A 19,306-nucleotide genomic window follows, 5' to 3' on the forward strand; every position below is an offset into this window, starting at 1 on the left:
TTGACCACGCGGGTAATGGATCACAAGTGGATCAAAGTTCTTCGATGCGCTTGGGCGGGAAGCTCTCCCACGCCTGGCAGCCCGGGCACTGCCAGAAGTAGCCCTGGGCCTCGAAGCCGCAGGCCGCGCAGCGGTAGCGCGCCAGCGGGCGGGCGGCGTGTTCCAGCGAGCGCTGCACCACCGGGTGCGCACCCTCCCGGGCGAACGGCTCGTGGCCGAGCCAGCGCGTGGCGGCGATCAGCGACGGCTCCTGCGCCATGTGGCGCACGTAGCCTTCGCGCGCCTGCGCCGCCGGCATGCCGGCGGCCAGGTCGGCCTGGACGATGGCGTCGGCCACGTCGATCGACGGCGTGGCGGCGTAGCTGCGGCGCAGCAGCTCGGCGGCGCGGGCGAGCTGTCCGGTGGCCTGGCCGATGCGCATCAGCTCGCTGGCCACCAGCGGGGTCGCCTGCGGCGCGTGCCGCTCCACCAGCGTGAGTTGCTCGAAGGCGCCGCGCAGGTCGTCCTGGGCGGCCAGCAGGCCGGCGAGCTGGATGCGCGGGCGGGCGGCGTCGGGGGTGGCCTGCAGGGCGTCCTCCAGCAGCCGGCGCGCGCCGGCCGGGTCGTTCTTCTTGGCCAGCGCGGTGGCTGCCAGCTCGCACTGGTAGTGCGCCAGCCGGGCGGCGAAGTCGCCTTCGCCGGCCTGCTGAAGGCTGCGGGCGACGTCGGCCGCTTGCGTCCAGTCGCGCGAGCGCTCGTGCAACGACAGCAAGGTCAGCCAGGCCTGCGGCTGGTAGCGCGTGCCGGCCAGCTTGCGCAGCGCGTCTTCCGCGCGGTCGATCAGGCCGGCCTTGAGAAAGTCCTGCGCCAGGGCGTGCTGCGCGCGCTCGCGGTCGCTCTTGCCGAGGTCGGCGCGCGAGAGCAGGTGCTCGTGCACGCGCACGGCGCGCTCGTATTCGCCGCGGCGGCGGAACAGGTTGCCGAGGGCGAAGTGCAGCTCGGACGTGTCCGGGTCGCGCTGCACCGCCTCGATGAAGGCGTCGATGGCCTGGTCCTGCTGTTCGTTCAGCAGGTAGTTCAGCCCTTTGAAGTAGGCCTTGGGCGCCTGGCGGTTCTCGATGCGCAGCTGCCGCAGGTCCAGCCGCGAGGCGAACCAGCCGAGCGCGAACACGATCGGCACGCCCAGCAGGATCCAGCTGAGGTCAAACTCCATGGGGCGGCGGGGCCAGCGTGTCGTCCATCGGCGCGCGGGCGTCGGGTTGGGCAGCCGCCTGCCGGCGCGCCGCGCGGCGGCTCCACCAGCCCGGCAGCATGCCGAGCACGCCGACCACCATGCCGAGCGCGAAGGCCGTCAGCACGATCAGCGTCATCGGCGCGCGCCACTGGCGGCCGAACAGCAGGTGGACGGTGGCGTCCTGCTGGTTGTTCAGCGCGAAGGCGAACAGGGCAAAAAAAACGGCTGCCTTCAGTATCCACTTCAGCAGCCGGGTGAGCTTGGTCATGAATCTTCGTCTAGGTGCGTGAAGATTCTAGCGGGGGCGTTCAGTCGTCGGCGGCGCTTTCCACCGGTTGCGCGCCCACGGCCTCGCGCAGCGCCTTGCCGGGCTTGAAGTGCGGCACGCGTCGCTCGGGGATGTGAACGTTCTCGCCGGTGCGCGGATTGCGGCCCATGCGCGGCGGACGCCGGTTGATGGAGAAGCTGCCGAAGCCGCGGATCTCGATCCGGTGGCCGCGCACCAGGGCGTCGCTCATGGCGTCCAGGATGGTCTTGACGGCCGCGTCGGCGTCGCGGTGCGTGAGTTGGCCGACGCGCTCGGTCAGCAGTTCCACGAGATCGGATCGGGTCATGGTCTGGCATGCCGGGGCGGCGCAGGCGCCGCCCCGCGGGCTCGCGCTTACTTGGACTCGTTGTTGTCCAACTTGGCGCGCAGCAGCGCGCCCAGGCTGGTGGTGCCGGCACTGCCGCTGTTCTGGCTCAGGCTGGCCATGGCTTCCTGCTGGTCGGCGGCATCCTTGGCGCGGATCGACAACTGGATGTTGCGCGACTTGCGGTCCACGTTGACGACCACGGCGTTCACCTCGTCGCCCACCTTCAGCACCTGGCTCGCGTCTTCCACGCGGTCGCGGCTGATCTCGGAGGCGCGTAGGTAGCCCACCACGTCGTTGCCCAGGTCGATCTCGGCACCGCGCGCGTCGACCGACTTGACCTTGCCGGTCACCGTCTGGCCCCTGTCGTTCACCGTCACGAAGGTGGTGAACGGATCCTGGTCGAGTTGCTTGATGCCCAGGCTGATGCGCTCGCGGTCCACGTCCACGGCCAGCACGAGGGCCTCGACTTCCTGGCCCTTCTTGTAGTTGCGCACGGCGGTCTCGCCAGGCTCGTTCCAGGACAGGTCGGACAGGTGCACCAGGCCGTCGATGCCGGCGGCCAGGCCGACGAACACGCCGAAGTCGGTGATCGACTTGATCGGGCCCTTGACGCGGTCGCCGCGCTTGGTGTTCTGCGCGAATTCCTGCCAGGGGTTGGCCTTGCACTGCTTCATGCCCAGGCTGATGCGGCGCTTGTCCTCGTCAATCTCCAGGATCATGACCTCGACCTCGTCGCCCATCGACACGATCTTGCTCGGTGCGATGTTCTTGTTGGTCCAGTCCATCTCGGAGACGTGCACCAGGCCCTCGATGCCGGGCTCCAGCTCGACGAAGGCGCCGTAGTCGGCGATGTTGGTGACTTTGCCGAACATGCGCGTGCCTTGCGGGTAGCGGCGCGACACGCCCAGCCACGGGTCGTCGCCCATCTGCTTGAGGCCCAGGCTGACGCGGTTCTTCTCGGTGTCGAACTTGAGGATCTTGGCCTGGATTTCCTGGCCGGCCTGCACCACCTCGCTGGGGTGGCGCACGCGGCGCCAGGCCATGTCGGTGATGTGCAGCAGGCCGTCGATGCCGCCCAGGTCCACGAACGCGCCGTATTCGGTGATGTTCTTGACCACGCCGTTGACGACGGCGCCTTCCTTCAGCGTCTCCATCAGCTTGGCGCGCTCTTCGCCCATGCTGGCCTCGACCACGGCGCGGCGGCTCAGCACCACGTTGTTGCGCTTGCGGTCGAGCTTGATGACCTTGAATTCCAGCGTCTTGTTCTCGTAGGGCGTCAGGTCCTTGGTGGGGCGGGTGTCGACCAGCGAGCCGGGCAGGAAGGCGCGGATGCCGTTGACCAGCACCGTCAGGCCGCCCTTGACCTTGCCGGCGGTGGTGCCGGTCACGAAGTCGCCCGATTCCAGGGCTTTTTCCAGCGCCAGCCAGGAGGCCAGGCGCTTGGCGGTGTCACGGCTCAGGATGGTGTCGCCGTAGCCGTTCTCGATGGAGCCGATGGCCACCGGCACGAAGGCGCCGGGCTCGACCTCGACCTCGCCTTGGTCGTTCTTGAATTCCTCGATCGGGATGTAGGCCTCGGACTTGAGGCCGGCGTTCACGACGACGAAGTTGTGCTCGACGCGCACCACTTCGGCGGTGATGACCTCGCCCGGGCGCATCTCGGTGCGCTGCAGGGATTCCTCGAACAACTGGGCAAAAGATTCAGACATGAAAGTTTCCTTGTGGCGGCCACGCACAGGTTCACGACGGCACCGTGCAATCGTTTCTAAAGGCTGTGGGGCGGCGGGTACGGCTTGAAGACCGCGGGTTGAGGTTGAACAACCACCCGGCTCAAAGCGCCATGCAAGCGCAGGAGGGAAGCCTGGTGGGCGGTGTGGCGGCTGTTTCTGAGAACGTCAGAAAGGCTGCCGGGCCTGCCACCAGCTGAGCACCTGATCGACCGATTGATCGATGGAGAGATGCGAGTTGTCCAGCAGCAGGGCATCCTGCGCGGGCTTGAGAGGCGCTGACGCGCGGTTTTTGTCCCGCGCGTCGCGCGCCTCCAAGTCGGCGCGAAGACTGTCGATGTTAGCAGGAATACCCTTGGAAATCAATTGCTTATGGCGCCTGTCGGCCCGCTCGGCGGCGCTCGCGGTGAGGTACACCTTGAGCGATGCCTGGGGGAAGATCACGGTGCCCATGTCGCGCCCGTCGGCCACCAGCCCGGGCAGTCGAGCCGAGGCGCGCTGCAACTCGACCAGTGCCTGCCGCACCGCGGGCAGCGCCGACACCCGCGAGGCGTCCATGCCCGCCGCCTCGGTGCGGATGGCGTCCGAGACGTCTTGCTCGCCCAGCCAGAAGCGGCCGGCGCCGAAGCGCGCGGGCAGCGCGCGGGCAAGGGCGGCGATGGCCGCCTCGTGCGGCGGCTCCGGCGCCAGCCCTTGCCGGCGCGCGGCCAGCCCGGTCATGCGGTAGATGGCGCCCGAGTCGAGGAAGTGGTAGCCCAGCCGGCGCGCGACTTCGGCCGCCACCGTGCCCTTGCCGGAGGCGGTGGGCCCGTCGATGCAGATCACCGGCAGCGGGCCGGCCGGCTCAGCGACGGCGAACAGCGTCTCGAAGTAGTCGGGAAAGGTCTTGCCGACGCAGCGCGGATCCTCGATGCGCACCGGCAGTCCGGCCGGGTTGAAGGCAGCGAGCGAGCCGCACATGGCCATGCGGTGGTCGTCGTAGGTGTGGATGCGCGCCGCCTCCCATGCGGCGGGCGGCGTGATGCGGATGAAGTCCGCGCCCTCGTCCACCTGGGCGCCGAGCTTGCGCAGCTCGGCGGCCATGGCGGCGATGCGGTCGGTCTCCTTCACGCGCCAGCTGGCGATGTTGCGCAGCGTGCTGGGGCCGTCGGCGTACAGCGCCATCATCGCCAGCGTCATGGCGGCGTCGGGGATGTGGTTGCAGTCCAGGTCGATGGCGGCCAGCGGCCAGCGGCCGCGCTGCACGCGCAGCCAGTTGGGGCCGCTGTCTATTCGTGCGCCCATCAGGCGCGCCGCCTCGACGAAGCGGATGTCGCCCTGGATCGAGTCGGCGCCCACGCCTTCGATCTTCAAGCCATTTTGGCCTTCAGCGCCCGCCGATAGGGCGCCAGAAGCTATGAAATAGCTAGCAGACGAGGCGTCGGCTTCGACGTGGATGTTCCCTGGCGAGCGGTAGGCGGCGCCTTGCGGGATGACGAAGCGCTGCCAGCCCTCTCGTCGCACCTGCACGCCGAAGCGCGCCAGCAGTTGCAGCGTGATCTCGATGTAGGGTTTGGAGGTCAGCTCGCCCACTACCTCGATCACGATGTCCTGCGCGCCCGGCCGGCCGGCGGCCAGCGGCAGTGCCATCAGCAACGCGGTGAGGAACTGGCTGGACACGTCGCCGCGCACGGGAATGGGCTGGCCGAGCTGAAGCCGCGGTTCACCGATGGCCAGCGGCGGGTAGCCGTCCTGGCCGGTGTAGCGCACGTCGCAGCCCAGCGCCCGCAGCGCATCGACCAGGTCGCCGATGGGGCGCTCGTGCATGCGGGGAATGCCGCTCAAGGCGTAGTCGCCACCCAGTACGGCCAGCGCGGCGGTCAGCGGGCGCATCGCCGTGCCGGCATTTCCCAGGAACAGCGCCGCCTGGCGCGGCCGGTTGGCGCGGCCGCCCAGGCCGTCGATCACCGCGCGCGTGCCTTCCACGGCCACGCCGCAGCCGAGCTGGCGCAGCGCTTGCAGCATCACCTGCGTGTCGTCCGAATCGAGCAGGTCGTGCACCACCGTGCGGCCCTGGCACAGCGCGGCCAGCAGCAGCACGCGGTTGGAGATGCTCTTGGAGCCCGGCAGGCGTACCGTGCCGTGCACGGCGCGCAGCGCGGGAACGTCGAGGAACGCGGTCTCGAACACGGGCGGCGCGCGGGGGTTCAGCGCGAGCCGGGCGTGGGGCGCCAGTGGGCGCGGGCCATGCTGGCGTGGTTGATCAGGCGCTCCAGCTCGTCTGTCTGGCCGGCGTCGATGCACTGCTGCAGCTCGGCCAGCGCCTGCTGGAAGTGCGCGAGCTGGGCACCGATCTCCTCGCGGTTGGCCGCCAGCACGTCGCGCCAGACCTGCGGGTCGCTGGCGGCGATGCGGCTGAAGTCGCGAAAACCCGGACCGGCGAGCGACAGGAAGGCTTCGCCATCGGCCTGGCCGGCGATGCTGTTCATCAGCGCGAAGGCCAGCATGTGCGGCAGGTGGCTGACGGCGGCGAAGGCGGCGTCGTGCTGCTCGGGCGACATGTGCACCACGTCGCAGCCGACCGCGCGCCACACGGCGTCGGCCTGGTCGATCTTGCTCATGCGCGTGCGCTCGATCGGCGTGACGATGAGGCGCTTGCCGGCGTACAGGTCGGCATCCGCGTGCTCCACGCCGGATACCTCGCGCCCGGTGACCGGGTGGCAGGGCACGAACAGGCCGACGTCCTGCTTGAGCGCGCGGCGCGCGGCGTCCACCACGTCGCGCTTGGTGGAGCCGACGTCCATGATCAGCATGCCCGGGTTCAGCAGGTGCCGGATGGCCTTGAAGGTGGTCTCGGTGGCCGCCACCGGCACCGCCAGCAGCACCAGATCGGCGCCCGAGACCGCCAGCAGGGCGGACGGCGCGGCGATGTCGATCACCCCGAGCTGGCGCGCGCGCTCGGTGGTGGAGGGCGACTTGCTGTAGCCCACCACGCGCTTGACCAGGCCGGCGCGCTTGAGCGCCAGGGCGAACGAGCCGCCCATCAGGCCGCAGCCGATCAGTCCGAGCTGCTCAAACATCTGGCCCCAGCGGGTAGGCGCCCAGCACCTTGTAGAACGCGCACAGCGAGCGCAGTTCCTCCAGCGCCGCTTTCACGTGCGGCTCGGACGGGTGGCCGGCGATGTCGATGTAGAAGAAGTATTCCCACTGACCCGACTTGGCGGGGCGCGACTCGAAGCGCGTCATGCTGACGCCGTGTTTCTTCAGCGGGGTCAGCATGTCGTGCACCGAGCCCGGCTTGTTGGGCACCGACACGACGAGACTGGTGCAGTCCCGGCCGCTGGGCGCCGGCATGGCCAGCGTCTGCGGCAGGCAGATGACGGCGAAGCGCGTGCGGTTGTAAGCCTCGTCCTGGATGGCGTGGGCGACGATGTGCAGGCCGAACTGGGCGGCTGCGCGCTCGCTGGCCAGGCCCGCCCAGGCCGGGTTGCCGGCGGCCAGGCGCGCGCCCTCGGCGTTGCTGGAGACGGCGCGGCGCTCAGCCTGGGGCAGGTGGGCCGAGAGCCAGCCCTGGCACTGCATCAGCGCCTGCGGGTGCGCCAGCACCACCTCGATCCCTTCCAGCCCGGTGGTCTGGCGCAGCAGGTTGTGGCGCACCAGCAGGCTGACCTCGCCCACGATGTGCGCCGGCGAATGCAGGAACAGATCGAACGTACGCGCCACCACGCCCTCGGTGGAGTTCTCGACCGCCACCACGCCGAACTGCGCCGTGCCGGCGGCGGTGGCGTGGAACACCTCGTCGAAGCTGACGCAGCGGATCAGGTTGGCGGCGCTGCCGAAGTACTCGACCGCCGCTTGCTCGGTGAAGGTGCCCCCCGGTCCCAGCACGGCCACGCGCTGCGGCACTTCCAGCGCCAGGCAGGCCGACATGATTTCGCGCCAGATCGAGGCCACGTGCTGGTTGAGCAGCGGCCCGGGGTTGGTGGCCTGCACCTTGGCGATGACCTGCGCCACGCGGTCGGGGCGAAAGAACGGCGTGCCTTCGAGCCGCTTGAGCTCGCCCACCTCCTCGGCGACACGCGCGCGCTGGTTCAGCAACGTCAGCAACTGCGCGTCCAGGCTGTCGATCTGCACGCGCAGCCGGGCGAGGGCGTCGGACTGTTGGGGGGGCTGGCTCATCGGTGGGCAACGGAGGCCGGCCCTGGGGCCGGCGTGGTGTGGGAGGGCTTATTTCTTGGGTGCGGCGTTGCCGCTGGACGAGGCGCCGCCCGCGGAACCCACGATGCGGTTGGCGACGGCGTCGAAGCTCTTGGCGCCGCTTTCCACCTGGGACTTGGTGGCATCGACGACGCGCTTGGCCCAGGCGTTGGATGCATCGGGGCCCAGCGCCTGGAACTTGGCGCTGACGGGCGATTCCATGTAGGCGATGATGGTCTTCATGTCGTCTTCGGTCAGTTTCTCCATGAAGATCGGCACCAGCGCCGCCTCGGCCGCCTTGGCCACCTGGCCTTCGACGATCTTTTCGGTGGATTCGGCGAATTTCTTCAGCTCGACGTCCAGCTTGTCGCGCACTTCCTTCTGGCGCGCCGGCGGCACGCTTTCGTCCAGGCGCTGAGACCAGTTTATCAGCAGCGGCTGCACCGCCGAGGCGGTGAGTTGCTCGGCCAGCGCCGGGCCGTCGGCTTTCTGCTGCATCTGCGCGAGCTTGACGGCCAGCGCGCGTTTGGCATCATTTTGGGCGCTGACGCCCGTGGAAAGCGCGCAAGCTGCTACAAAAAAGATGGCAACTGGCAGTTTGGCGAGAGTCTGGTTCAAGGCTTACTCCGTTGGGGGAAGGGGGGATGAATCATCGGCGTCCGCGTCCTGGGCATCGTTTTCGACGATGCGTTGCAGGCCGCTCAGCTGGGCGCCGTCGTCGAGAGCGATCAGGGTCACGCCCTGCGTGGCACGGCCCATCTCTCGGATTTCGGCTACGCGCGTACGCACCAGCACGCCCTTGTCGGTGATGAGCATGATCTCGTCGTCCGCGCCGACCAGCGTGGCGGCCACGACCTTGCCGTTGCGCTCGCTCTGCTGGATGGCGATCATGCCCTTGGTGCCGCGCCCATGCCGCGTGTATTCGGTAATGTTGGTGCGTTTTCCGTAACCGTTCTCGGTGGCGGTCAGAACGCTGTTGCGCGCATTTGGTTCCGCGCTTTCCTCGCTGGCTTCGCCGTCGGCCACCAGCAGCGCGATCACGCTCTGGCCGTCCTCCAGCGACATGCCGCGCACACCGCGCGTGTCGCGGCCCAGCGCGCGCACGTCGTTCTCGTCGAAGCGCACGGCCTTGCCGCCGTCGGAGAACAGCATCACGTCGTGCGCGCCGTCGGTCACGGCGGCGCCGATGAGCTGGTCGCCCTCGTCCAGCTTGATGGCGATGATCCCGATCTTGCGCGGGTTGCTGAATTCGTCGAGCGCGGTCTTCTTGACGGTGCCGCCGGCGGTGGCCATGAAGACGTAGCGGTCGGCGGGGAAGCTGCGGTTCTCGCCGGTCAGCGGCAGCACGACGTTGATCTTCTCGCCCTCGGCCAGCGGGAACATGTTGACGATGGGCCGCCCGCGCGAGCCGCGCGAGCCGGAGGGCACCTCCCACACCTTCAGCCAGTACAGCCGGCCGCGGTTGGAGAAGCACAGGATGTAGTCGTGCGTGTTGGCGATGAAGAGCTGGTCGATCCAGTCGTCTTCCTTGGTGGCCGTGGCCTGCTTGCCGCGTCCGCCGCGCTTCTGCGCGCGGTACTCCGACAGCGGCTGTGCCTTGATGTAGCCGGCGTGGCTGAGCGTGACCACCATGTCGGTGGGCGCGATCAGGTCCTCGGTAGCCAGGTCCTGGGCGTTGTGCTCGACGGTGCTGCGGCGCGCGCCGGCCTTGGTCTGGCCGAACTCGGTCTTCAATGCCGTGAGTTCGTCCGCGATGATGGTCGAGACGCGTGCCGGCTTGGCCAGGATGTCGAGCAGGTCCTCGATCTCGGCCATCACCTCCTTGTACTCGGCGATGATCTTGTCCTGCTCCAGGCCCGTGAGGCGCTGCAGGCGCATCTGCAAAATCTCTTGCGCCTGGGTGTCCGAGAGGCGGTACAGGCCGTCGCCCTGCAGGCCGAAGTCGCGGCCCAGATCGTCGGGGCGGTAGTCGTCGGCGCTGATCGTGACGTCGTCCTCGCGCGTGCGAGTCAGCATCTCGCGCACCAGCGCGCTGTCCCAGCGGCGGGCCATCAGCTCGGTCTTGGCCACCGGCGGGGTGGGCGACTCGCGGATGATGCGGATGAACTCGTCGATGTTGGCCAGCGCCACCGCCAGGCCTTCCAGCACGTGGCCGCGCTCACGCGCCTTGCGCAGGTCGAACACCGTGCGGCGCGTCACCACTTCGCGGCGGTGCTGGAGGAAGACCTCGATCAGTTCCTTCAGGTTGCACAGCTTCGGCTGCCCATCCACCAGCGCCACCGTGTTGATGCCGAAGGTGTCTTGCAGCTGCGTCTGCTTGTACAGGTTGTTCAGCACCACCTCGGGCACTTCGCCGCGCTTGAGCTCGATCACCAGGCGCATGCCCGACTTGTCGGACTCGTCCTGGATGTGGCTGATGCCTTCGAGCTTCTTCTCGTGCACCAGTTCGGCCATGCGCTCTTGCAGCGTCTTCTTGTTGACCTGGTAGGGCAACTCGTCGACGATGATGGCCTGCCGCTGGCCCTTGTCGATGTCCTCGAAATGCACCTTGGCGCGCATCACCACGCGGCCGCGGCCCGTGCGGTAGCCGTCGCGCACGCCCTGGATGCCGTAGATGATGCCGCCGGTGGGGAAGTCCGGCGCCGGCACGATCTCCATCAGTTCGTCGATGCCGGCCTCGGGCTGGCGCAGCAGGTGCAGGCAGGCGTCCACCACCTCGTTCAGGTTGTGCGGGGGAATGTTGGTGGCCATGCCGACGGCGATGCCGCCCGAGCCGTTGATCAGCAGGTTGGGCAGCCGCGTCGGCAGGACGGTGGGCTCCAGCTCCTTGCCGTCGTAGTTGGGCACCATGTCGACGGTCTGCTTGTCGATGTCGGCCAGGATCTCGCCGGCGATCTTTTCCAGCCGGCATTCCGTATAGCGGTAGGCGGCCGCGCTGTCGCCGTCCACCGAGCCGAAGTTGCCTTGGCCATCGATCAGCGGGTGGCGCAGCGAGAAGTCCTGTGCCATGCGCACCAGCGCCTCGTAAGTCGCCGAGTCGCCATGAGGGTGGAAGCGGCCCAGCACGTCGCCGACCACGCGGGCACACTTGACGTAAGGGCGGTTCCAGACGTTGTTGGCCTCGTGCATCGAGAACAGCACGCGCCGGTGCACGGGCTTGAGGCCGTCACGCGCGTCGGGCAGGGCGCGACCCACGATCACGCTCATGGCGTAATCCAGGTAGCTTCGCCGCATCTCCTCTTCTAGACTGATCGGGAGCGTCTCTTTGGCGAATGAGGTCATATATCTGCAGCAGTCTCAGCCGGGCGAAAACCATCAATTCTAGGCGCTTTGTGCTGTAGTAATCGCGCAACAGAAGCCCGGTTTTCGGGCATTGTCTGGCGGCGGCGGCGTCCCTTCCGGCAAGAATGGCGAGGCACGTGTGGCACAATCAAACCAACGTTTTCGGTGGTGGTCACTCGAAGCGTCCGATTTATCGCAGCCTGTCTGCGGCTTTTTTCCCATGAGGAGAACCATGAAGAAACTGAACAAAGTGGCGATCATGATCGCTGTTGCAACCGTGGCTGGTTCCGCCTTCGCAGCTGGCTCGACGATCAACTCCGACAACTGGCGCAATGGCCATGGCAACCTGATCTGGAAGAACGGCACCAACGAACTGTGCTGGCGCGATGCTTCCTGGACGCCCGCCACTGCCGCTCCTGGCTGCGACGGTGCGTTGGCCGCTGCAGCGCCTGCGCCCGCTCCGGCCCCCGCCGTGACACCCGCCCCGGCCCCGGCCCCTGCACCCGCGCCGGCCCCCGCGCCGGTCGCCGCCCAGAAGGTGACCTACGCCGCCGACGCCTTCTTCGACTTCGACAAGTCGGTCCTGAAGCCCGAAGGCCGTGCCAAGCTGGATGACCTGGTCAGCAAGATCCAGGGCATCAATCTGGAAGTGATCATCGCCGTGGGCCACACCGATTCGATTGGCTCCGACGCCTACAACCAGCGCCTGTCGGTGCGCCGCGCCGAGGCCGTCAAGGCCTACCTGGTGTCCAAGGGCATCGAGCGCAACCGCATCTACACCGAAGGCAAGGGCGAGAAGCAGCCGGTGGCTGACAACCGCACCGCCGAAGGCCGCGCGAAGAACCGTCGCGTGGAAGTGGAAGTGGTCGGCACCCGCGCCAACTGATCCGCGTCCATTCGACTGCTTCGCAGGAAGCCTTGGGAGTGAAAGCTCCCAAGGCTTTTTTTGTCTGGATCGACTGACTTGAGCGCCCGATCTGCTGGTTTTGTTCCCTGCGCATGCAGATGCGCAAGCCTGCTGATCGCGGTGGCTGGCGCGGCCACACCGCATGCCGCGCCCGTGTTGCCGTCAGCGTCGTGCAATGCCGTGTGGGCAGCGACGGGTTTGAGCGAGGTGCCCGGAGACCATTTGCTCGTGGTGCTGTCCCCGCGCATGGTGTACGCCCTGATCGAATGGCCGCGCATGCGCGAGGCGGCTGTCTCGGCCGGTTTCAGCGTGACCGTGGCGCGCGATCCTCGTGTGCCGCCGAGCGAATGGTCGTCCGCAGTCGAGGCCGCGGGATTGCCCGAACTCAGTGCGGCACCCAGGGTCGATGCCGATCTGGCGGGTTCTTGTGGGCTGCTCAACCATTTTCCAAGCACGCTGGTCGGCCGATGCGGCCGGCCCCATCCCTGGCCGATTCTGGGCGTGATGCCGGATGCGGCGTGGCGCTCGCTGCTCGTCCAGCGCCGCGATGCCATGGCATGCCCATGAAACGCACCCGGCTTGCATCTGCTCGATGGCTGGCGACAGCGCTGGCCGGCGTGCTGGCCCCGGCGCTGGCTGCGGGGCCTGAAGCGGGCGGGGCGGCCTGCATCCCTGCTGTCAGCTACCTGCCTCTGGCGGCGGACGTGGTCGGCCGAGACGGCAACGGTACGGCCTCGCTGGGCACCTACGAGCGGATCAGCCCCGACGGCAGATTCATCCTGCGCTCCTACTCCGGCGCCATGCTCGGCCGCGTCACGCTGATGGAACTGCCGGCGCAGGGCACCGGACCGGTGAAGGCGCTGCGCACGCCTTTTGGAAACGAGGCGTTTCCGGTCCAGGGCACGTGGCGATACCTGGTAGACGTGAACGGCGATCATTACCGTTTCGCGGATGTGTTGCGCCAGCAGGACCAGTCTAGGCCGCTGTTTCGCGGCGGAATGACGGGTTTCTATGCCGCGGCCTCGGAGTTGAGTGCTTCATCGGCCGATGGCGCATTGGGCACCGTCTACATCCGCTCCCTCAGCTGGCCGCAGAATGCCGACTCCGACCAGCAGGGCGTCGGTCCGCTGCAACTCACCACGCTGGAAATACGGGACGACGGCAGACAGGCGCGCATCGTCAGTTCGAGCGGCCCGCGATTCATCTGCGGCTTGCGTGCGGCGATCGACGGCAATGTGTATGCGTTGCCCATGATCTCGGTCGATGGGCGCGAGTTTTCCGCCATTCCCCAGAGCCCGCGCGAAGGCAGGCCGAGCATGCGCGTCTACGGCCTGGACGGCAGCCCCAGCGCGCAACAGTATCCTTGCGACCTGCGGGCCGATCTGGGGCTGTCCCCCAGCAAGGCGGTGTTCGGTTTTCCGCGCGGGGCGCAGGCGCCATGGCTGACCTACAGCGATCTCGGGCACGTCTATGTGTACGACCGGGATCTCCGGCAGACGTTCCGGCTCGAACACGCACGCCACCGCGTGCTGGCCAGTGCTTTTCCGGGCCTCACGCGCGATGGGCGCGTCATCTACGGCGCCACGTGGCACGACTGTGCCGACACCCGGGCCTGTCCTGAGCGCGCGGGCTACGTGGTGGCAGACCCCTACCAGAGCGCCGCCTACCGCGCCTATTGGCAGGGGCGTGGCCAGCCAGCGCCGAATGCCTGCATCACCGTGGAGGAAGTCGAGCGAGAGCGCGCGCTGTTCGCGCGCGCGCATGGCCTGGAACGCTGACGCCAGCACCCGCATAGGCTTCCCTCGCATGGGACAATCTGCCCATGACCACCGCTGCCAACGTAGACGAATCCGAGCTGGCCAAGTTCTCTGCGCTGGCCCACCGATGGTGGGATCTGACCGGCGAGTTCGCACCCCTGCATGCCATCAATCCGTTGCGGCTGGAGTGGATCGACAGCACCTGCCCGCTGGCCGGGCAGCGCGTGCTCGACGTCGGCTGCGGCGGCGGCATCCTGGCCGATGCCATGGCCCGCAAGGGCGCCGAGGTGCTGGGAATCGACCTGGCCGAGAAGTCGCTGAAGGTGGCTCAGTTGCACGCGCTGGAGGCGCAGACCCCGCGGGTGACGTACCGGTGCGTTGCCGCGGAGGCGCTGGCTGCCGAGCAGGCGGGCCAGTTCGATGCCGTCACCTGCATGGAGATGCTGGAGCACGTGCCCGACCCCGCTTCCGTCGTGCGCGCCTGCGCCACCCTCGTCAAACCGGGCGGCTGGGTGTTCTTCTCCACCATCAACCGCAGCCCCAAGTCCTTCCTGATGGCCATCGTCGGCGCCGAGTACCTGCTCAGTCTGGTTCCGCGCGGCACGCACGAATACGCGCGCCTGCTGCGCCCCAGCGAACTCGGGTGCTTCTGCCGTGAAGCCGGGCTCGAATTGCAGCGCAGCAGCGGCCTCGAATACAACCCGCTGACCCGCCGCTACCGCCTGTCGGCCGATACCGGCGTGAACTACATGATTGCCACGCGCCGGCCGGCCGAATGACCCGGTTCGGCGATATCCGCTGCGTGCTGTTCGATCTGGACGGCACGCTCATCGACAGCGCGCCCGACCTCGGCCTGGCCGCTGACGAGATGCGTACCGCCCGCGGCCTGCCGTCGCTGCCGCTGCCCGATTACCGCGCGCACGCCGGCTCCGGCGCCCGCGGCATGCTCGGCGTCGCGTTCGGCATCACGCCGGACGATCCCCGATTCGGCCCGCTGCGCGAGGAGTTCTTTGCCGGCTACGAGCAGCGGCTGACCCGGCTCACCCGAGCTTTCGACGGCGTCGATCAACTGCTGGCCGGACTGCAAGCCCGCCGCGTGCGCTGGGGCATCGTCACCAACAAGTCCCGGCGCTTCACCTCGCCGCTGACATCGGCCATGCCCCTGCTTCAAACCGCCTGCGTGGTGGTGAGCGGCGACACCACGCCGCACGCCAAGCCCCACCCCGCGCCGCTGCTGGAGGCCATGCGCGTCGTGGACGTCGATCCGCAGCATTGCCTGTACGTCGGTGACGACGAACGCGACATGATCGCCGGCCGGGCGGCCGGCGTCGCCACCGTGGCGGCACGCTACGGCTACCTCGGCGCGGGCGCCGACGTGGCCGCCTGGCCCGCCGACGCCTGGATCGACGAACCCCGGCAGCTCTTGAATCTGCTGCGGTCGGCCTAAAATACGGCCTTCCAGGGGCTGCATTGGTTTCGACGTGGGTTGGAATCGCTTCAGGGCATGCCGAGGTTCAGTCACCTCGTAAAACAGCTGAAACAAACTAACTGCAAACGACGAACGTTTCGCACTCGCCGCTTAAACACCGGTGAGCCTCGCAACAGCAGGCCGATGGGCTGGGCAAGGGCGGCGCAAGCTGTCCAGGCTGCGAGGGAATCCACATCGGCTGGCCTGTGTCCGGGTACCTTGGGCGCAGGCGAGATCCAAGGGTGCTGGCTGATCCGGTAGCGTGCGACTGCGCGGCCGGGCCGGCGAGATTCAAATCAGACCGCTAAGCATGTAGAACTGGGCGTGGAAGGTTCGCGGACGGGGGTTCGAGTCCCCCCAGCTCCACCATCTCTAAATACAAAGGCCGCCAACAACGTGCAGTTGGCGGCCTTTTTCACGGCAGGTATCACTTGCCGCCGAACTCCTTCTGCATCCAGGTTTCCAGCAGTGCCTTCTCGTGGCGCAGGGGATCGTTGTCGGCGTATCGGTTGGCTGCGGTCATGAGATAGGCCGGATCGCGCAGCTTGCGTTCGCCCTGCTGGAGCACCGCGCCGTCGCCGTCCGTGCGCCTGAAGCGCAGGTCGATGCGCGGCGGGTAGATGTCGCGCACCACGCGCACGTCCTCCGAGCGCATGCGCCAGGGCTCGAAGTCGCCTGCCATGTCCACGTCGGTTACTTCGATGTCCAGGCGTTGGCCGGGCGGCAGGCGGCGCGCGGTGTCCTGCACGATGAACTTGCGCAGTTCCGCCAGGTACGCATCGCGCGAGGTCTGCATGGGCGGACGGCTGCTGCCGAGGTCGGTGAACTTGTCCGGGGCGATGAAGGCAACGGTGACCGGCGACGCGCCTTCCGGCGCGGCCGTCGGCGCGGACGCGCATGCGGCGAGCCACGGCAGGGCGAGTGTGCAAAGGATCAGGCGGCTTGAAGGCATGGCATCCGCTCCTTGAAAGGCATGCCCGGTTCGATCGCCCGGCGGCATCGCAAGTTCGTCCGCAGGGCTCGCCGGTGGCGAGGCCGGCGCGCTCAGAGCCCGTAGAACTGGCGCACGATCTCCCAGGCCTCGCCCGGCTCGTCGACGACGTGGAACAGCGCCAGGTCCTCGGGCGAGATGGCGCCTTCCTCGACCAGCACGTCCCAGTGCAGCAGGCGGCTCCAGTAGTCGCGCCCGCACAGCACGATGGGCACGGGCTTGGCCTTGCGGGTCTGCACCAGGGTGAGCACTTCGAACAGCTCGTCCAGCGTGCCGAAGCCGCCGGGGAAGGCCATCAATGACAGCCCCATCGTTTAGTTTTCTGGGTAGCTTGTTTGGTCCTACCTTTGGGGTTGATAGTCGCTTGCCTGTCGACCCGCGGGTTAATACGGATGGGGAATGCTTGCCTCATTTAATATCATAAGATATTAATAGATATCACATGGAGACAGCATGGCCAACAGTGAACCCGTCGTCGTCAAGCACGTAGAAGACGTTCAATGGGAGGAAGCAGGCAAGAAGGGCCTCGCCTACCTTCCCGTCCGACGAGACGACATTGGCGCGGACTTCTTCGGCTTGCTTCGCTTCGATGCCTTTGTGAACAGCGGCGTGCATCAGCACCGCGACGTGGCCATGAGCTTGATGCTTTCGGGAGGCCTGACCGACCGTGACGGTTTCGTTCCCCCCGGATCGATGGGTATCAACTTCAATGGATCGACGCACGATGCAATTGCGTATGAACGCGCGTACATGGTCTCACGCCTCGAAGGGCCGGTGCAATACCTGCCAGAGCTTGAGCATAGTCTTCACGTGGGAGCGGAGCGCACCGCGATCGTCGTAGACAGTCCGGAGCAGTCGCCGGACCTGGTGCTTGCCCTGGCCAACTTGCCCTTGCAAATGACCGGACTCGCTGGCGTGGGTCGCAAGATGATCTTCGACTATGCGTGCACGCCTCATGATCGTCGCTGTGTCGAGCTGCAGCTCCTGCCGGGTACAAAGGTTTCGACCCATCGTCTCAACGGCCGCGTCGACTGGTTCGTGCTGTCAGGTGATGTCGGCATCACCGCGAAGGGGCGAACCAATTTCGCGCGCACCAATGCCTTTGTCATGATGTCGCCGCAAGCCGAGGTCTCCTTTGAGAGCCGATATGGCGCCCGTTTGGTAGCGTGGGCAGATGGACCCTCAGAGTCGCTCGAGCCGGGTCAGCCGCACGACCTGTACGGTTTCGGCTCGCTTCATACCTCTCGGCGCGCTCACAAGTCGAGCCGGGCATGAACACCTCGATTGCGCCTGTGGCGCCTCCCCCTGGCCGCTGGATCGGGAATTTGGATCGCATCTTGGCGATCGTCACCGAATGGCCCGCAGCCATCGCGCTTCTGGTCGAAATCCTGATCCTCCTGGCAGGCGTCGTTTCGCGCTACGCGTTCCATAGTCCATTGGTCTGGGTGGACGAACTTGCATCGCTGCTTTTCTTGTGGCTTGCCGTGCTCGGAGCCTGCATTGCCTATCGCCGCGGTGCACATATGCGGATGACGACGCTGATCAGTGGTTTACCCGAACGCTGGCGCGCGACGTTCGAGTCCATGGCAACCGTGGCGCCGCTTGTCTTCTTGCTCATCCTGTTGCCATATGCAATCGAGCACGCGCAGGACGAAGCGATCATTCGGACGCCATACCTTGACCTGTCAATGCTGTGGCGTGTCGCTGCCCTGCCAGTTGGCCTTGCTTTGATGGTATTGACCGGCGTGATCCGCATCGTAGGGAGTTCCGATGTCCGCCGCGCCTGCTGGTGCGCGTTCTACCTTGCGGTCGTCGCAGTGGCACTTCTTCTGCTCGCGCCATGGCTCAAGACGATTGGAAACTTGAACCTGATTGTCTTCTTCATCGTTCTTGTCTTCGGTACGGTGTTCGCCGGCATCCCAATCGCCTTCTCGTTCGGCCTTGCCACCCTTGCATATCTCGCGTATGCGACCCAAACGCCGCTCACCGTTCTTGTCAGCCGGCTCGACGAAGGGATGTCTCATGTCGTCCTGCTGTCGGTGCCGCTCTTCATTTTCCTCGGCGTGCTTCTCGAGATGACTGGGATGGCGAAGGCAATGATCGCTTTCCTCGCCAGCCTGCTGGGCCATGTCCGCGGGGGGCTGTCCTACGTGCTGCTGGGAGCCATGTTCCTGATTTCCGGAATATCTGGCTCGAAGGCGGCCGACATGGCCGCGATCGCGCCGGCCCTGTTTCCGGAGATGATCCGGCGCGGCGCCAAGCCCGGGGAACTCGGCGCTCTGTTGAGCGCATCCGGTGCGATGAGCGAAACGATTCCGCCCAGCCTTGTGCTGATCACGATCGGCGCGGTCACGGGTGTGTCGATCGCCGCGCTGTTTACTGGGGGCCTTCTTCCCGCCGTCCTTCTGATGATCGCGATGGGCGTCGTCGTCTATCTGCGCCATCGCAACGAAAGTATTGGCGAAACCGAACGCCCATCGCGCCGTGATTCGGGCCGCCTTTTCCTTCTCGCCTTTCCAGCGATCGCACTCCCGTTTGTCATTCGCGCAGCCGTCGTTGAAGGCGTGGCCACGGCGACCGAAGTCTCGACGCTTGGCATTGCGTACTGCGTGATCGTCGGCCTGGTGCTCTATCGACAGTTCGATTGGCGTCGAATCGGCAAGATGCTGGTGGACACCGCAGCACTGTCTGGTGCCATTCTCATCATCGTTGGCGCAGCAACCGCCATGGCATGGGCCTTGACGCAGTCCGGTTTCTCCCGGCAACTGGCCGAGATGATGCTGGCAGTGCCAGGAGGCAGGACAGGCTTTCTGCTGCTCTCGATAGCCATATTCATCGTGCTCGGCAGTGTGCTCGAAGGCTTGCCGGCCATTGTGCTGTTCGCCCCATTGCTGTTCCCTATCTCTCGGCAGCTCGGGATTCACGACGTGCACTACGCGATGCTGACGATCGTATCAATGGGCATCGGGCTGTTTACTCCTCCGTTCGGAGTGGGTTTCTATACCGCCTGTGCCATGGGAAACATCGACCCTGGCAAGGCGATTCGCCCGATCCTGGGCTACATCGTCGCACTGTTCATCGGGCTCTTGATTCTGTGTTTCGTTCCGTGGCTGTCCACGGGTTTCCTGTCCAAGTGAACCAACTTGCAAC

Annotated in this window: 17 protein-coding genes, 1 other RNA gene and 1 pseudogene; 8 read left to right on the top strand and 11 right to left on the bottom strand. The window is 66.8% G+C overall.

Annotated features, from left to right (window positions below):
• Positions 1 to 31: 31 nt before the first annotated feature.
• The 9 genes from lapB to gyrA all read right to left on the bottom strand — a co-directional run bounded on the left by lapB (position 32) and on the right by gyrA (position 11,033).
• Positions 32 to 1,192: a lipopolysaccharide assembly protein LapB gene (gene lapB, locus QM772_RS16725; protein ID WP_415138452.1), complete on the bottom strand. Its 1,161-nt coding sequence runs from the start codon at positions 1,190 to 1,192 to the stop codon at positions 32 to 34.
• Entirely contained in the window at positions 1,182 to 1,481 is a 300-nt protein-coding gene (locus QM772_RS16730; RefSeq protein ID WP_415138454.1) for a lipopolysaccharide assembly protein LapA domain-containing protein, read from the bottom strand. Before QM772_RS16730 ends, lapB begins: the two co-directional genes overlap by 11 nt.
• Positions 1,482 to 1,521: 40 nt before the next feature.
• Positions 1,522 to 1,827, bottom strand: coding sequence for an integration host factor subunit beta (locus QM772_RS16735; protein WP_415138456.1), 306 nt, complete (start codon positions 1,825 to 1,827; stop codon positions 1,522 to 1,524).
• Between the two features lie 47 nt (positions 1,828 to 1,874).
• The gene (gene rpsA, locus QM772_RS16740; RefSeq protein ID WP_415138458.1) at positions 1,875 to 3,557 is read right to left on the bottom strand and encodes a 30S ribosomal protein S1; all 1,683 of its coding nucleotides are present in this window, start codon (positions 3,555 to 3,557) and stop codon (positions 1,875 to 1,877) included.
• A 186-nt stretch (positions 3,558 to 3,743) separates the two neighbouring features.
• On the bottom strand, positions 3,744 to 5,744 hold the full coding sequence (locus QM772_RS16745; protein ID WP_415138460.1) for a bifunctional 3-phosphoshikimate 1-carboxyvinyltransferase/cytidylate kinase: 2,001 nt from the start codon (positions 5,742 to 5,744) through the stop codon (positions 3,744 to 3,746).
• A gap of 17 nt (positions 5,745 to 5,761) precedes the next feature.
• Positions 5,762 to 6,634: a prephenate dehydrogenase gene (locus QM772_RS16750; protein ID WP_415138462.1), complete on the bottom strand. Its 873-nt coding sequence runs from the start codon at positions 6,632 to 6,634 to the stop codon at positions 5,762 to 5,764.
• A complete protein-coding gene (pheA, locus tag QM772_RS16755; RefSeq protein ID WP_415138464.1) occupies positions 6,627 to 7,733 on the bottom strand; it encodes a prephenate dehydratase in 1,107 nt (368 codons plus the stop codon). Before pheA ends, QM772_RS16750 begins: the two co-directional genes overlap by 8 nt.
• A 48-nt stretch (positions 7,734 to 7,781) precedes the next feature.
• Positions 7,782 to 8,369, bottom strand: a complete 588-nt coding sequence (locus tag QM772_RS16760; protein WP_415138466.1) for a DUF2059 domain-containing protein — start codon at positions 8,367 to 8,369, stop codon at positions 7,782 to 7,784.
• A gap of 3 nt (positions 8,370 to 8,372) precedes the next feature.
• Positions 8,373 to 11,033, bottom strand: a complete 2,661-nt coding sequence (gyrA, locus tag QM772_RS16765) for a DNA gyrase subunit A (protein WP_415138468.1) — start codon at positions 11,031 to 11,033, stop codon at positions 8,373 to 8,375.
• A gap of 232 nt (positions 11,034 to 11,265) precedes the next feature.
• Here gyrA and ompA point away from each other — a divergent pair, with 232 nt between their 5' ends.
• The 6 genes from ompA (at position 11,266) to ssrA (ending at position 15,534) form a co-directional block, all read left to right on the top strand.
• Positions 11,266 to 11,919, top strand: coding sequence for an outer membrane protein OmpA (gene ompA / locus QM772_RS16770; protein WP_415138470.1), 654 nt, complete (start codon positions 11,266 to 11,268; stop codon positions 11,917 to 11,919).
• Between the two features lie 78 nt (positions 11,920 to 11,997).
• Positions 11,998 to 12,507, top strand: a complete 510-nt coding sequence (locus QM772_RS16775; protein WP_415138472.1) for a hypothetical protein — start codon at positions 11,998 to 12,000, stop codon at positions 12,505 to 12,507.
• Positions 12,504 to 13,718: a hypothetical protein gene (locus QM772_RS16780; RefSeq protein WP_415138474.1), complete on the top strand. Its 1,215-nt coding sequence runs from the start codon at positions 12,504 to 12,506 to the stop codon at positions 13,716 to 13,718. Before QM772_RS16775 ends, QM772_RS16780 begins: the two co-directional genes overlap by 4 nt.
• A gap of 44 nt (positions 13,719 to 13,762) precedes the next feature.
• On the top strand, positions 13,763 to 14,476 hold the full coding sequence (ubiG, locus tag QM772_RS16785) for a bifunctional 2-polyprenyl-6-hydroxyphenol methylase/3-demethylubiquinol 3-O-methyltransferase UbiG (RefSeq protein ID WP_415138476.1): 714 nt from the start codon (positions 13,763 to 13,765) through the stop codon (positions 14,474 to 14,476).
• Positions 14,473 to 15,144: an HAD-IA family hydrolase gene (locus QM772_RS16790; protein ID WP_415138478.1), complete on the top strand. Its 672-nt coding sequence runs from the start codon at positions 14,473 to 14,475 to the stop codon at positions 15,142 to 15,144. The genes ubiG and QM772_RS16790 overlap by 4 nt, the downstream gene beginning before the upstream one ends.
• Positions 15,145 to 15,158: 14 nt before the next feature.
• Positions 15,159 to 15,534, top strand: a transfer-messenger RNA (tmRNA) gene (gene ssrA / locus QM772_RS16795).
• A 58-nt stretch (positions 15,535 to 15,592) separates the two neighbouring features.
• Here ssrA and QM772_RS16800 read toward each other — a convergent pair.
• Together QM772_RS16800 and QM772_RS16805 are read right to left on the bottom strand one after the other, a co-directional pair.
• The gene (locus tag QM772_RS16800) at positions 15,593 to 16,117 is read right to left on the bottom strand and encodes a DUF3016 domain-containing protein (protein WP_415138480.1); all 525 of its coding nucleotides are present in this window, start codon (positions 16,115 to 16,117) and stop codon (positions 15,593 to 15,595) included.
• A 92-nt stretch (positions 16,118 to 16,209) separates the two neighbouring features.
• Positions 16,210 to 16,458 (bottom strand): annotated as a pseudogene (locus tag QM772_RS16805) (LOG family protein); the annotation flags it as partial.
• A gap of 151 nt (positions 16,459 to 16,609) precedes the next feature.
• Between QM772_RS16805 and QM772_RS16810 the strand changes: the two are divergent.
• Positions 16,610 to 17,431 carry a cupin domain-containing protein gene (locus QM772_RS16810; RefSeq protein WP_415138482.1) on the top strand — a complete coding sequence of 274 codons (822 nt, stop codon included), beginning with the start codon at positions 16,610 to 16,612 and terminating at the stop codon, positions 17,429 to 17,431.
• Positions 17,428 to 19,293 (top strand): TRAP transporter large permease subunit, encoded by a 1,866-nt coding sequence (locus QM772_RS16815; protein WP_415138484.1) that lies wholly within the window; start codon positions 17,428 to 17,430, stop codon positions 19,291 to 19,293. Before QM772_RS16810 ends, QM772_RS16815 begins: the two co-directional genes overlap by 4 nt.
• The last annotated feature ends 13 nt before the right edge of the window (positions 19,294 to 19,306 follow it).

Origin of the sequence: Ottowia sp. (assembly GCF_047601385.1) — a bacterium.
Lineage (GTDB): Bacteria > Pseudomonadota > Gammaproteobacteria > Burkholderiales > Burkholderiaceae_C > Ottowia.

Excerpts from the sequence above, each read along its gene's own strand:
- lapB (WP_415138452.1), bottom strand. The coding sequence starts at position 1,192 with ATGGAGTTTGACCTCAGCTGGATCCTGCTGGGCGTGCCGATCGTGTTC.
- QM772_RS16730 (WP_415138454.1), bottom strand. The coding sequence starts at position 1,481 with ATGACCAAGCTCACCCGGCTGCTGAAGTGGATACTGAAGGCAGCCGTT.
- QM772_RS16735 (WP_415138456.1), bottom strand. The coding sequence starts at position 1,827 with ATGACCCGATCCGATCTCGTGGAACTGCTGACCGAGCGCGTCGGCCAA.
- rpsA (WP_415138458.1), bottom strand. The coding sequence starts at position 3,557 with ATGTCTGAATCTTTTGCCCAGTTGTTCGAGGAATCCCTGCAGCGCACC.
- QM772_RS16750 (WP_415138462.1), bottom strand. The coding sequence starts at position 6,634 with ATGTTTGAGCAGCTCGGACTGATCGGCTGCGGCCTGATGGGCGGCTCG.
- pheA (WP_415138464.1), bottom strand. The coding sequence starts at position 7,733 with ATGAGCCAGCCCCCCCAACAGTCCGACGCCCTCGCCCGGCTGCGCGTG.
- gyrA (WP_415138468.1), bottom strand. The coding sequence starts at position 11,033 with ATGACCTCATTCGCCAAAGAGACGCTCCCGATCAGTCTAGAAGAGGAG.
- ompA (WP_415138470.1), top strand. The coding sequence starts at position 11,266 with ATGAAGAAACTGAACAAAGTGGCGATCATGATCGCTGTTGCAACCGTG.
- QM772_RS16780 (WP_415138474.1), top strand. The coding sequence starts at position 12,504 with ATGAAACGCACCCGGCTTGCATCTGCTCGATGGCTGGCGACAGCGCTG.
- ubiG (WP_415138476.1), top strand. The coding sequence starts at position 13,763 with ATGACCACCGCTGCCAACGTAGACGAATCCGAGCTGGCCAAGTTCTCT.
- QM772_RS16790 (WP_415138478.1), top strand. The coding sequence starts at position 14,473 with ATGACCCGGTTCGGCGATATCCGCTGCGTGCTGTTCGATCTGGACGGC.
- QM772_RS16800 (WP_415138480.1), bottom strand. The coding sequence starts at position 16,117 with ATGCCTTCAAGCCGCCTGATCCTTTGCACACTCGCCCTGCCGTGGCTC.
- QM772_RS16810 (WP_415138482.1), top strand. The coding sequence starts at position 16,610 with ATGGCCAACAGTGAACCCGTCGTCGTCAAGCACGTAGAAGACGTTCAA.
- QM772_RS16815 (WP_415138484.1), top strand. The coding sequence starts at position 17,428 with ATGAACACCTCGATTGCGCCTGTGGCGCCTCCCCCTGGCCGCTGGATC.